Consider the following 12796-nt stretch of genomic DNA (forward strand, 5'->3'; position numbering starts at 1 on the left):
CTCATTCCCGGTCGAAAACGTGAAACCGCCCCTCCTACAGTGCAGGTCAGGGGCGGTGTCCGTGACGGGCCGTCAGGTTGTCCCGGGGGCGGGGGCCGGGGCACCCCATGCTGCTGGCCGAACTCCCCGGGGGCCGCCACCTGGTGGGTCTTCCGGGCAACCCGCTGGCCGCCGTCGCCGGGATGGTCACCCTCGTCCTGCCGCTGCTGCACGCCCGCGGCGGACGGACCGCCGGTGCCCCCGCCCTCGCCCCGGCCGCGGCCCCGCTGCCCGGGCACCGGACGGACACCCGGCTCCAGCCGGTCCGGCGGACCGCCGCGGGCGTCCTGCCGCTGGCCTTCGACGGGCCGGCGATGCTGCGCGGGCTCGCCCGGGCCGAGGCGTTGGCCGTGGTGCCGCCCGGTGGCGCGGCGGCGGGCGAGACGGTCGAACTCCTGGAGGTGCCGTGAACCGGCTGCGACGCAACCTGGCGCCCGGTACCGAGCCGTGGGCGGACGCCGGGATCGTGCTGCCCGCCCGGCGGGCCGAGCCAGCCGTCCGGCAGGTCGGCTCCCGGCTGCTGCTGGCGCTCGCCGTGCTGGTCGCCACCACGTTCATCGTCTGGTTCGACCGGGACGGCTACAACGACAACGCCGGCGGCGGGCTCAGCCTCCTGGACGCGGCGTACTACGCCACCGTGACGCTCTCCACCACCGGGTACGGGGACATCACCCCGTTCAGCGACAGCGCCCGGCTCACCAACATCTTCGTGGTCACCCCGCTGCGCGTGGTGTTCCTGATCATCCTGGTCGGCACCACCCTGGAGGTGCTCACCGAACGGACCCGCCTGCAATGGCGGTTGAACCGCTGGAGGTCCACCGTGCGCGAGCACACCGTCGTCATCGGCTACGGGACGAAGGGCCGCAGCGCCGTCGACACCCTGCTCGGTCAGGGGGTGAAGAAGGAGGAGATCGTCGTCGTCGACCCGCAGCGCAAGGTGATCGACCACGCCGCCCGGGACGGCCTGGTCGGGGTGGTCGGCGACGCCACCCGCACCGACACCCTGATGCGCGCCGCGCTGCCCGGCGCCGCGCGGGTGGTGGTGGCGCCGGAACGGGACGACACCGCGGTCCTGATCACGCTGACGGCCCGCCAGCTGAACAAGGCCGCCACCGTGGTCGCCGCCGTCCGGGAGGACGAGAACGCGCCGCTGCTGCGGCAGAGCGGCGCCGACGTCGTGGTGACCAGCTCCAGTTCGGCCGGGCGGCTGCTCGGGATGTCGATGCTCAGCCCGCACGCCGGGGCGGTGATGGAGGACCTGCTGACGTACGGCAACGGGCTGGACGTGGTGGAGCGTCCGGTCACCCGGGCCGAGGCCGGGCACAGCCCGCGCGACTGCGCGGACCTGGTGGTCGCGGTGGTCCGGGGCCGACGGGTGCTCAACTACACCGAGCCGGAGGCCGCCGTCCTCCAGCTCACCGACCGGGTGATCGTCATCAAGTCCAGCACGGTCCCGCCGACCGGCTGAGCCCTGCGGTGGAACCGCCCCGGACCGCAGTAGGTTCGGGGCATGCATGCGATGACGATTCCCGTACCCGGTGGTCCCGAGGCGCTGGTCTGGGCCGAGGTGCCCGATCCGGTGCCCGCTGCGGGCGAGGTCCTGGTCGAGGTGGCGGCCACCGCCGTCAACCGTGCCGACCTGCTCCAGCGGCAGGGCTTCTACAACCCGCCGCCCGGCGCCCCGCCCTACCCGGGGCTGGAGTGCGCCGGGCGGATCGTCGCGCTCGGGCCCGGGGTGTCCGGCTGGGCGGTCGGCGACGAGGTGTGCGCGCTGCTGGCCGGCGGCGGCTACGCGCAGCTGGTCGCGGTGCCGACCGGGCAGCTGCTGCCGCTGCCCGCCGGGCTGTCCGCCGAGCAGGCCGCGGCGCTGCCCGAGGTCGCCTGCACGGTGTGGTCCAACGTCTTCCTCACCGCCCACCTGCGGCCTGGCGAGACGGTGCTGCTGCACGGCGGTGCGAGCGGCATCGGGACGATGGCGATCCAGCTGGCCAAGGCGGTCGGCGCCCGGGTCGCGGTCACCGCGGGCAGCCGGGAGAAGCTGGAGCGGTGCGCCGAGCTGGGTGCGGACATCCTGATCGACTACCGCGAGCAGGACTTCGTCGAGGTGCTCCGGGAGGCCACCGGCGGGGCCGGGGCGGACGTCGTCCTGGACATCATGGGCGCCAAGTACCTCCAGCGGAACGTGGACGCGCTGGCGGTCAACGGGCGGCTGGTGATCATCGGACTCCAGGGCGGGGTGAAGGGCGAGCTCGACCTCAACACGCTGCTGCGCAAGCGCGCGGCGGTGATCGCCACCAACCTGCGCGGGCGGCCGCTGGCGGAGAAGGCGGCGATCGTGGCGGCGGTGCGGGAGCACGTGTGGCCGCTGGTCGAGTCCGGGGTGGTGAAGCCGGTGGTGGACCGGGTGCTGCCGCTGGCCGAGGTGGCCGAGGCGCACCGGGTGCTGGAGCGCGGGGAGCAGGTCGGGAAGGTCGTGCTGCGGGCCTGAGCCCGGGGCTCCCGACGGCGGCGGGGCGGTGGCACACGGGTGGTGAATTGCCCGAAATGCCGTAACGGCCGGGGCGTGCGAGCCTGGTCCGGAGCAGTCCCGCCGCCGATCCCGCCCCCGGGCGCCGTCGGCCGTCGGAAGGACTCCGACCGTGGCCGCATCACCGCACCCACTCCTCGGGCCGCTGCCCGTCCCGCCGCACCGCCGTGGTGCCTCCCGCCGCTCCCCGGGCCGTACCCAGCGGCTGTTCGCGGCGGTCGTGCTGGGCCTCACGCTGCCGCTGGCCGCCGCTTCGGCGGCGGTGGCGCTGCCCTCGCCGACGGTGCTGCGGCTGCCGGCGGCCGTGCCCTCGTCGGAGGCGCCGCCCTCGTCGGAGGCGGGGGCGGAGGCGGACGCCGATCCGGGCGGCGAACCGGATGCGTCCGGGCCGGAGGCCGCGCCGCCGCGCCGGCTGCCGCCGCACCCGCACCCGGGCGGCGACTTCCCCCGGGCCCACCGGCACCGCCCGGCCTCCCTGCCCGAGCACTCCGACGCCGCCGTGGAGCAGGCCCCCGACCGGGCTCCGGAGCAGGGTCCCGAGCAGCCCGCGGACCAGGCCGCCGCCCAGGCCGCCGAGCAGGAGCCCGACCGGGCCCCGGAGCCGGCCGCCGAGGCCGAGCCGCCGGAGACCGACCGGGACGCCGCGGAGGCGGAGACGCCCGGCGACGCGGCCGCGCCGGACCGGGCCGCCGCGGACACCGCGGCGGCGGGCGGGCAGCCGGTGGCGGCCGTCGCCGCCGTGCCGGTGATCTTCCCCGCCCGCTGGCAGGACGCCTCCACCACCCAGCTCCCGCTGGGCGTCGGCCTGGGCCTGATCGGCTGCGGTCTGGGCCTGGTCGGCCTGCGGCTGCGCAAGGGCTGAGGCCGCGCGGGGCCGGTCCGGGCAAGGACTGAGGCCGCGCGGGGCCGGTCCGGGCAAGGGCGCGGCACCGAGGGGGCCGGGCCGGGGGAACTGAGTATCCGTACGGATGCCCGCGCGGGGCCCGGGGGCGTACCTTCGTCACGGGGTGGCGCAGGACGGCGGGACGACGGGGGCTTCCGCCCGACCAACCCCAGTGAGAGAGAATGTTGTTCATGACGAATCCGATGAACGAGCGCCCGTCGCAGGAGCCCTTCCGGGCCGCCGGCGGGCAGTCGCAGGACGGCCAGAAGGTGCTGATCGTCGGACCGGACGGGCTGCCCGTGGGCCAGGGGTTCGCCGGTGCGGCTGGGGACGGGGACGACGAGGGCGACGTGCCGCGTGAGCTCCCGGTGACCGAGATGGTCGAGCAGCCCGCCAAGGTGATGCGCATCGGCAGCATGATCAAGCAGCTGCTGGAGGAGGTCAGGGCGGCGCCTCTCGACGAGGCGAGCAGGGTGCGGCTGAAGGACATCCACGCGAGCTCGATCAAGGAGCTCGAACTGGGTCTGGCTCCGGAGCTGGTCGCGGAGCTGGAGCGGCTGTCGCTGCCGTTCACCGACGACACCATCCCGACCGAGGCCGAGCTGCGGATCGCCCAGGCCCAGCTGGTCGGCTGGCTGGAGGGCCTGTTCCACGGCATCCAGACCGCCCTGTTCGCCCAGCAGATGGCGGCGCGGGCCCAGCTGGAGCAGATGCGCAGGGCGCTGCCCCCCGGTCTGCACAGCGGTGAGCCGGACGAGGACGAGCCGGGCCAGGGCCGCGGCATCCGCTCCGGCCCCTACCTGTAGCCGCACCCGGCGGTACCCGCCGGTAGGCACGTCCGGTCCGACGGGGCGCCGTCGGACCGGACGTACCGGGACCGTCCTCCCCGGCCCAGGGTCGCCGGGAACGGGGACCGGCGGCCCGGACCGCGCCCCGGCCCTGGACCGATCACCGTCGGCGCGAGCCGATACCCTGACCCCTGTCGCCGGCCGGAGGAACCGCCGCGGCAGGGGCTCGCCGGGCCAGCGGGCCGGGCCCACCACGCACGGACGAGACCGAACGTCAGGCTGCGGCACGCACGGCCGCGCCGAGGGGGAGCAGAGGACCATGAGCGAGCACGGCAACGCGGCGGTCGAGGGCTTCTCCCTGGGCAACGGCCGCTATGTCCTGCAGCGGCTGCTGGGCGAGGGCGGCATGGCCTCCGTGCACCTCGCCCACGACCGCGTGCTGGACCGGCAGGTCGCGCTGAAGAGCATGCACAGCGAACTGGGCCGGGACGACTCGTTCAAGGAGCGGTTCCGCCGCGAGGCCCAGGCCGTGGCCCGGCTGGAGCACCCGAACATCGTCACCGTGTACGACAGCGGCGAGGACGTCGCCCCCGACGGTTCCAGCACGCCGTACATCGTCATGCAGCTGATCGACGGCATGGGCCTGCGCGAGGCGATCAACGAGGCGATCGGTCAGTACGGTGCGATGCCGTGCGAGGAGGCGCTGAAGGTCACCGTCGGCGTGCTGAACGCGCTGGAGGCCTCGCACGACATGGGCCTGGTGCACCGCGACATCAAGCCCGGCAACGTCATGTTCGACCGCAAGGGCAACGTCAAGGTCATGGACTTCGGCATCGCCCGCGCGCTGGAATCCGGCGTCACGTCGATGACCCAGACCGGCATGGTGGTCGGCACCCCGCAGTACCTCTCGCCCGAGCAGGCGCTCGGCAAGCCGGTGGACGCCCGCTCCGACCTGTACTCGGTGGGCGTGATGCTCTTCGAGATGATCACCGGTCAGCTGGTCTTCGACGGCGACTCGGCGTTCTCGATCGCCTACAAGCACGTCCAGGAGGAGCCGCCGGCGCCCTCCACCCTCAACCGCGCGGTCACCCCCGAGGTGGACGCCTTCGTGGCGCAGGCGCTGCGCAAGGACCCGGCGCACCGGTTCCAGAGCGCGGCGGCGATGCGGGACGAGGCGGAGCGGCTGATCGAGGCCGCCAAGGGCGGCGGCAACGGGCACCGGCTGCAGGCCAGCACCCCGCTGGTGATCAACGAGGGACCGCGTTCGGTGCACGCCGCCCCGCAGGCCCCGCAGACGCCCCCGCCGCAGTACCCGCAGCAGGGCGGGCAGCAGTCGCAGTACCGGACGCCGCCGCCGGCGTACCAGACGCCGCAGCCGCAGGCGCCGCACACCCCGCACCCGCAGTACCTCCAGCAGGGCGGGCAGCAGCCGCAGTACCGGACGCCGCCGCCGGCGTACCAGACGCCGCAGCCGCAGGCCCCGCACACCCCGCACCCGCAGTACCTCCAGCCGCCGCAGGCGCACACCCCGCCGCCGCGGCCGATGCCGCCGTACCAGCAGCCGAAGGCGTCCTCCGGCGGCGGCTGCTCGACGGCCGTGGTCGTGATCGGCATCATCATCGGCGTGCTGGTGCTCGCGGGCATCATCATCGCGATCGTGGTCAACAAGGCGGACCAGAAGACCGGCGGCAAGTTCAGCCACTCGGAGCGCCCCGCCAACGTGCTGGTCGTCGACCTCCCCGCCGACCGGAATGGCCTGCTCTGAGGGTTTCCGGCCGGTTCGCGGGTGCCGCGTCCGTCCGCCGGAAGCGGTAGCGTTCGGGGATACGTAAGCGACAGGGCACCGCGATCCGAGCGAACGCCCGGGGCGAGGAGCGATGGCACAGACGCAGCAGCCGGACGACGACGCGGGTGTCCGAGCGGTCGGCCGGACCGGCGGAACGCCGAGGATCCCCGAGCCCAGCGCCGAGGCCCCGACCTCGGCGCTGCCGCCGTTCCCCGCGGGCGGCCCGCAGACCCCGGGCCGCGGCACCGCCGTGCCGCTGAGCACCGTCGGCGACGGCCGCTACCGGCTGACCCACCGGCTGGGGCGCGGTGGCATGGCCGAGGTGTTCGCCGCCGAGGACGTGCGGCTCGGCCGCACCGTCGCGGTCAAGCTGCTGCGCGGCGAGCTGGCCCAGGACGACGTCGCCCGACTGCGCTTCACCCGCGAGGCACACGCCGTCGCCGCGCTCAACCACCACTCGATCGTCGCGGTCTACGACACCGGCGAGGAGTACGTCGGGGACGAGTCCACGCCGTACATCGTGATGGAGCTGGTCGAGGGCCGCACCGTCCGCGAGCTGCTGGCGGACGAGGAGGCGCCGCCGGTCGACCAGGCGCTGATCATCATCGCCGGGGTGCTGGAGGCGCTCGCCTACAGCCACCGCAACGGCATCGTCCACCGCGACATCAAGCCCGCCAACGTCATCATCACCAACACCGGCGCCGTCAAGGTGATGGACTTCGGCATCGCCCGCGCGCTGACCGGCGGGGCCACCACGATGACCCAGACCGGCATGGTCATGGGCACCCCGCAGTACCTCTCGCCCGAGCAGGCGCTCGGCAAGCCGGTCGACCACCGCTCGGACCTGTACGCGGCCGGCTGCATGCTCTACGAACTGCTCACGCTGCGTCCGCCGTTCACCGGCGACACCCCGCTGTCGGTGGTCTACCAGCACGTCCAGGACCCGCCGATGCCGCCCTCGCAGGCCAACGGCCGGGTGCCGGTCGGCCTCGACCCGCTGGTGCTCCGCTCGCTCGCCAAGAACCCGGACGACCGCTTCCAGGACGCCGACGAGTTCCGCGCCCACGTGCAGCACGCGCTGCGCGAGATGCACGGCTCGGGCGGCTGGGCCGGCGCCACGGCGGGGGACACCGGCGCGACCCAGGTGCTCCGGCCGGACCAGGCCGCGGCCACGGCGGCCTTCGGCGCGGTGGGCCCGGGCGACCAGACCTCCGTGCTGCCGTACCCGCCGGGCGGTCCGCACACGTCCCCCTCGCCCTACCAGGTGTCCGGCGCTCCGTACGGCGGCGACGGGGCGGGCGAGGACGGCGACGGGCAGGGGCCGCGGCGGCGCGGGCCGTGGGCCTGGGTGGCCGGTGCGATCGCGGTGCTCGTCGCGGCCGGTGCGGGCATGGCGTTCGCGCTCAGCGGCAACGACACGACCGACCACTCGGTGACCCCGACGCAGCCCCCGGCGGTCACCAGCAGCGAGACGGCCGTGCCGACCCAGAGCGGCGGGGTGGCGACCCCGCCGCCCTCGTCCTCGGGCGGTAAGAAGACGCAGCAGCCGGCCGACCCGAACAGCAACAACAACGGGAACGGCACCGGGAACGGCGGCGGCAACATGTCGCCCTCGCCGTCGGGCAAGCACTCGCAGAGTCCGACGCCGAGCGCGCCCCCGAGCCGCGGGCCGTCGTCCACCTCGTCGGCGACCTCGACCGGCGGGGCGACGCCCGGCGGCGGAGGCGGCAACACGCAGCCGCCGAACCCGCTGCCGACCAAGACGGGCCCGCCGGTGACGTTGCCGGCCACGGCGCCCCCGCCGGCGGGGAACTGACGGCGGGCAGCCGGACGGCAGACCGGCTCGGACCGGTCTGCCGGAGCGGGCGCTCGGACCGGTCCGCCGGAGCGGTCCGCCGGTCCGGTCAGTTGGCGAAGGCGTCCAGGACCTGCTCGTACTCCTGGCACCACCACGCCAACTGCCCTGCGGAGGCGGGGTAGAGCGGGTCGGCCCGGTGGTCGGCCCGCTGGTAGCGCCACTGCAGCATCCAGAAGTCGTTCAGCCGCTCCCACCAGACCCGGTGGACGGCGGCGGCCAGGTGCTCCGCGGTGGCCGCGCCGGAGGCCCGGTAGGCCTGGGAGTAGCGGCGGACCCGGACCAGGTCCAGGACGCCGGACGAGCGGTCGTTGAAGAGCAGCGTGGCGGCCCGGACGGCCTCCTCGGCCCGTGGCTGGGGGCCGAGCTTGTCCCAGTCCAGGACGGCGGCCACCCGGCCTCCGCGCGGGCCGTCGTCGTACAGCAGGTTGAGGCCGTGGAAGTCGCCGTGGGTCCAGCCGGTGGGCGGGGCGGCCTGCGGGGCGGGGCGGCGGTGGGCGTGCTCGGCGAGCAGATCCAGCCGTTCCGTGAGCCGTTCGACCACCAGTGCGTCCAGCTCCCCGGCCGGGTGGTGCTCCCGGGCGCGGCGCCGCAGGTCGCGGGCGAGCGCGGCGCTCTCCACGGGGTCGGCGCTCTGGTATCCGGGGGGTTGTTCGAAGGGGGCGCAGACGTCGTCGAGCGCGCCGTGCAGTCGGCCGAGCAGCGCGCCGAGCGCGTCGCACTGTGACGGGTCGAGCTCGCCGCCGTGCCGGTGCCGGCCCTCGACCCAGGGGAACAGCGCGAACATCCGGCCGCCCCAGGAGGCCACCGTGCCGGAGCGTTCGGCGCAGGCCAGCGGGGGTGCCACGGGCAGTCCGAGGGCGTTCAGCGCGGCCATCGCGCGGTGGTGGGCGAGGATCCTCGGACGGCTGGCGGTGGCGGAGTCGACGTAGCACTTCAGGAAGTACGGACCGGCCTCGGTGGTGACCAGGTACCCCCGGTTCAGCAGGCCCTCGGCGACGGGTTCGGCGGTCAGCAGCCGCCCTGTCCGGTAGCGGGCCAGGACCTCGGCGAGCGCTCCCAGCGGGACGGGTGGACTGAGGGTTCCCATCGGCGGTGCGGAGAGATCGGGGCGGGCCGGTGCGCAGGCGAGGGTCTGGCTGAAAGTCACGTGCAGAGGTTATGGCCCCCTTGCGGGGGCCCTTGACAAACCGTCAGTTCTGTGTAGACGCCCGGTCAGTACTGGTGGTCGGCCTGGTGCCGCGCCACGAAGGCGGCCGCCTGGGTGCGTCGCTCCATGCCCATCTTGGCGAGCAGACTGGAGACGTAGTTCTTCACCGTCTTCTCGGCCAGGTGCAACTCGTTGCCGATCTGACGATTTGTCATACCTTCGCCGATCAGATCGAGGATCCGCCGCTCCTGCTTGGTGAGTTGGGCGAGCCGTTCGTCCTCCTTCTCGCCGCCGTCGCGCAGCCGGGCGAGCACCCTGCTGGTGGCGACCGGGTCGAGCAGCGAGCGGCCGGCCGCGACGTCCCGGACGGCGGTGATCAGGTCGGTGCCGCGGATCGCCTTCAGCACGTAGCCGGAGGCGCCGGCCATGATCGAGTCGAACAGCGCCTCGTCGTCCGAGAACGAGGTCAGCATCAGGCACTTGATCTCCGGCAGCTTGGACCGGATCTCGCGGCAGACCTCGACCCCGTTGCCGTCCGGGAGCCGGACGTCGAGCACCGCCACGTCCGGGTGGACCGCCGGGATCCGGGTGAGCGCCTCGGCGGCCGTGCCGGCCTCGCCGACCACCTCGATGTCGTCCTCGACCGACAGCAGGTCGTGCACGCCCCGTCGGACGACCTCGTGATCGTCGAGCAGGAATACCCTGATTTGTCCGTTATCAGTCACGTCCAAAGCCTCCCATATCACCGTACGAAAGGCCTATCACTCGGACCTCCTCGGCAGTGCGGTCAGGTCGGGGCCGTCCGAAACCGATACCGAGAACCCCCTTACGTACGGGCGTCTGCCCGGATAACGTGCGCTGGTGTCCTGAAGGCGCTCGAATTGAGAGCTGCGTCACGCCGACCGTCACCCCCACCCTTCCGACGGCGAGCCGAACGCGGCACCCTCGGGGTTGTAGGCCCTGAACAAGTAGGACGTCCTAGCGCAAGCGCGTCGAGGGCGGACGCTGGGTAACGTTCTCGTGAGGGACGCCGTCGGAACAGGATCACCACCTGCCCCGCAGTGGGAGCGCACACCCAAGCGCGCCCCGCGAGGCGGTGACCGGACCGGTCACCGGCGACCCCGGGCGGCCGGACAGACCGAGGAGTGAACGTGACCGTCAAAAGCACGGCGAGGGCTCGCAAGAAGGCGGCCCCCGGCGTCCCTGACACCCTCCGCGCCAAGGGCAAGGAGGCCCAGCCGGAGCTCGTCCAACTGCTCACGCCGGAAGGCGAGCGGGTCGAGCACCCGGACTACCCCCTCACCACCACTCCCGAGGAGCTGCGCGCCCTCTACCGCGACCTGGTGCTGGTGCGCCGGTTCGACGCCGAGGCCACCGCGCTCCAGCGCCAGGGCGAGCTCGGCCTGTGGGCCTCGCTGCTCGGCCAGGAGGCCGCCCAGGTCGGCTCCGGCCGCGCCATGCGCACCGGCGACTACGCCTTCCCCACCTATCGCGAGCACGGCGTGGCCTGGTGCCGCGACGTCGACCCGCTGAACCTGCTCGGCATGTTCCGCGGCGTGAACCACGGCGGCTGGGACCCGAACGAGAAGAACTTCCACCTGTACACCATCGTGATCGGTGCGCAGGCCCTGCACGCGACCGGCTACGCGATGGGCATCACCAAGGACGGCGCCGACGACGCGGTGATCGCGTACTTCGGCGACGGAGCCTCCAGCCAGGGCGACGTCAACGAGGCCTTCACCTTCGCCTCGGTCTACAACGCGCCGGTCGTGTTCTTCTGCCAGAACAACCAGTGGGCGATCTCCGAGCCCACCACCACCCAGACCAGGATCCCGCTGTACCGCCGCGCCTCCGGCTTCGGCTTCCCGGGCGTCCGGGTCGACGGCAACGACGTCCTGGCCTGTCTGGCGGTCACCCGCTGGGCGCTGGACCACGCCCGCAGCGGCAACGGCCCGGTGCTGATCGAGGCGTTCACCTACCGGATGGGCGCCCACACCACCTCCGACGACCCCACCCGCTACCGGCACGCCGAGGAGACCGAGGCCTGGAAGGCCAAGGACCCGATCGCCCGGCTCCGCGCCCACCTGGAGAAGGAGGGCCAGGCCGACGAGGAGTTCTTCGCCGCCGTCGACGCCGAGAGCGAGCGGCTGGGGCTGCGGGTGCGCGAGGGCGTGCGCGGCATGCCGGACCCGGACCCGACCCTGATCTTCGACCACGTGTACAGCGAGCCGCACGCGCTGGTCGATGAGGAACGGGCCGAGTACGCCGAGTACGCGGCCTCCTTCGAGGCGGGGGAGAACCACTGATGGCCGGTCAGCTGAGCATCGCCAAGGCGCTGAACGGAGCGCTGCGCAAGTCGCTGGAGAACGACCCGAAGACCCTGCTGATGGGCGAGGACATCGGCAAGCTCGGCGGCGTCTTCCGGATCACCGACGGCCTCCAGAAGGACTTCGGCGAGGACCGGGTGATCGACACCCCGCTCGCCGAGTCCGGGATCATGGGCACCGCGATCGGCCTGGCGCTGCGCGGCTACCGCCCCGTCGTGGAGATCCAGTTCGACGGCTTCGTCTACCCGGCCTTCGACCAGATCGTCTCCCAGCTGGCCAAGATGCACGCCCGCGCGCTGGGCCACGTCAAGATGCCGATCACCGTGCGCATCCCCTACGCGGGTGGCATCGGCGCGGTCGAGCACCACAGCGAGTCGCACGAGGCGTACTTCGCGCACACCGCCGGTCTGCGCGTGGTCACCCCGGCCAGCGCGCACGACGCGCACTGGATGCTGCGGCAGTCGATCGAGTCCGACGACCCGGTCATCTTCCTGGAGCCCAAGCGCCGTTACTGGGACAAGGGCGAGGTCGGCGATGCCGCGGACCTGGGCCTGCACGACGCGAGGATCGTCCGGCCCGGCACCGACGCGACGCTGATCGCGTACGGCCCGATGGTCAAGGTCTGCCTGGAGGCCGCCGCAGCCGCCGAGGAGGACGGCCGCCGGCTGGAGGTCGTCGACCTGCGCTCGCTCTCCCCGGTGGACTTCGCCGCCCTGGAGGAGTCGGTCAAGCGCACCGGTCGGGCCGTCGTGGTGCACGAGGCACCGGTCTTCCTGGGCATGGGCGCCGAACTGGCCGCCCGGCTCACCGAGAAGTGCTTCTACCACCTGGAGGCACCGGTCCTGCGGGTCGGCGGCTACCACGCCCCGTACCCGCCGTCCCGGGTCGAGGAGGCCTTCCTCCCCGACCTGGACCGCGTGCTCGACGCCGTCGACCGCGCACTCGCGTACTGATCCAGGGGAGCGTAGATGACCACCGAAGTTCGCTCGCTCCGCGAGTTCAAGATGCCCGATGTGGGCGAGGGCCTCACCGAGGCCGAGATCCTCAGCTGGTACGTCAAGCCCGGTGACACCGTCACCGACGGGCAGGTCGTCTGCGAGGTGGAGACCGCCAAGGCGGCGGTGGAGCTGCCCATCCCGTTCAACGGGGTGGTCGAGGAGCTGCACTTCCCCGAGGGCGCGACGGTCGACGTCGGCACCGTGATCATCTCGGTCGCGGTCGCCGGGGAGGCGGGGGCCGCGGCTCCGGCCGCCCCCGCCGAGGCCCAGGCTCCGGTCGCCCCCGCCGAGGAGGCCGAGCCCGAGCGCCGCGAGGTGCTGGTCGGATACGGCCCGCGCACCGGTACCGCCCAGCGCCGGGCGCGGCGGACGACCACGACCAAGGTCGCCGCCACCAGGCCGGTTCCTGGAGTCCTGTCGGTACCCGGACGGCGTCCGGGTGC

The 12796-nt window shown here is 73.6% G+C and carries 11 protein-coding genes and 1 pseudogene; 10 read left to right on the top strand and 2 right to left on the bottom strand.

Going from position 1 to position 12796, the window contains the following annotated elements; all coding sequences use genetic code 11:
• Positions 1-95 precede the first annotated feature (95 nt).
• The 7 genes and pseudogenes from AB0E96_RS30240 to AB0E96_RS30270 all read left to right on the top strand — a co-directional run.
• Positions 96-449 (top strand): annotated as a pseudogene (locus tag AB0E96_RS30240) (molybdopterin molybdenumtransferase MoeA); the annotation flags it as partial.
• A 53-nt stretch (positions 450-502) separates the two neighbouring features.
• Positions 503-1507, top strand: coding sequence for an NAD-binding protein (locus AB0E96_RS30245; RefSeq protein WP_359828969.1), 1005 nt, complete (start codon positions 503-505; stop codon positions 1505-1507).
• Positions 1508-1549: 42 nt separating this feature from the next.
• Positions 1550-2527 (top strand): NAD(P)H-quinone oxidoreductase, encoded by a 978-nt coding sequence (locus tag AB0E96_RS30250; RefSeq protein WP_359828962.1) that lies wholly within the window; start codon positions 1550-1552, stop codon positions 2525-2527.
• Between the two features lie 151 nt (positions 2528-2678).
• Positions 2679-3428, top strand: coding sequence for a hypothetical protein (locus AB0E96_RS30255; RefSeq protein WP_359828963.1), 750 nt, complete (start codon positions 2679-2681; stop codon positions 3426-3428).
• 212 nt (positions 3429-3640) lie between these two features.
• The gene (locus AB0E96_RS30260; protein ID WP_181970628.1) at positions 3641-4255 is read left to right on the top strand and encodes a bacterial proteasome activator family protein; all 615 of its coding nucleotides are present in this window, start codon (positions 3641-3643) and stop codon (positions 4253-4255) included.
• 301 nt (positions 4256-4556) lie between these two features.
• A complete protein-coding gene (locus tag AB0E96_RS30265) occupies positions 4557-6002 on the top strand; it encodes a protein kinase (protein WP_359828964.1) in 1446 nt (481 codons plus the stop codon).
• A 112-nt stretch (positions 6003-6114) separates the two neighbouring features.
• Positions 6115-7839 (top strand): protein kinase, encoded by a 1725-nt coding sequence (locus AB0E96_RS30270; protein ID WP_359828965.1) that lies wholly within the window; start codon positions 6115-6117, stop codon positions 7837-7839.
• 88 nt (positions 7840-7927) lie between these two features.
• Here AB0E96_RS30270 and AB0E96_RS30275 read toward each other — a convergent pair whose 3' ends face one another.
• Both AB0E96_RS30275 and AB0E96_RS30280 read right to left on the bottom strand, forming a co-directional pair.
• Positions 7928-9028, bottom strand: a complete 1101-nt coding sequence (locus AB0E96_RS30275; RefSeq protein WP_359828966.1) for a phosphotransferase — start codon at positions 9026-9028, stop codon at positions 7928-7930.
• Positions 9029-9093: 65 nt separating this feature from the next.
• Positions 9094-9753, bottom strand: coding sequence for a response regulator transcription factor (locus AB0E96_RS30280; protein WP_074001879.1), 660 nt, complete (start codon positions 9751-9753; stop codon positions 9094-9096).
• 420 nt (positions 9754-10173) lie between these two features.
• Here AB0E96_RS30280 and pdhA point away from each other — a divergent pair, with 420 nt between their 5' ends.
• From pdhA to AB0E96_RS30295, 3 genes are all read left to right on the top strand, one after another.
• The gene (pdhA, locus tag AB0E96_RS30285) at positions 10174-11334 is read left to right on the top strand and encodes a pyruvate dehydrogenase (acetyl-transferring) E1 component subunit alpha (RefSeq protein WP_359828967.1); all 1161 of its coding nucleotides are present in this window, start codon (positions 10174-10176) and stop codon (positions 11332-11334) included.
• Positions 11331-12308 carry an alpha-ketoacid dehydrogenase subunit beta gene (locus tag AB0E96_RS30290; RefSeq protein ID WP_359828970.1) on the top strand — a complete coding sequence of 326 codons (978 nt, stop codon included), beginning with the start codon at positions 11331-11333 and terminating at the stop codon, positions 12306-12308. The genes pdhA and AB0E96_RS30290 overlap by 4 nt, the downstream gene beginning before the upstream one ends.
• Before the next feature lie 15 nt (positions 12309-12323).
• Positions 12324-12796, top strand: a 473-nt coding sequence (locus AB0E96_RS30295) for a biotin/lipoyl-containing protein (RefSeq protein ID WP_359828968.1), incomplete at its 3' end; no start/stop codon positions are given.

This window comes from Kitasatospora sp. NPDC036755 (genome assembly GCF_040636595.1).
Lineage (GTDB): Bacteria > Actinomycetota > Actinomycetes > Streptomycetales > Streptomycetaceae > Kitasatospora.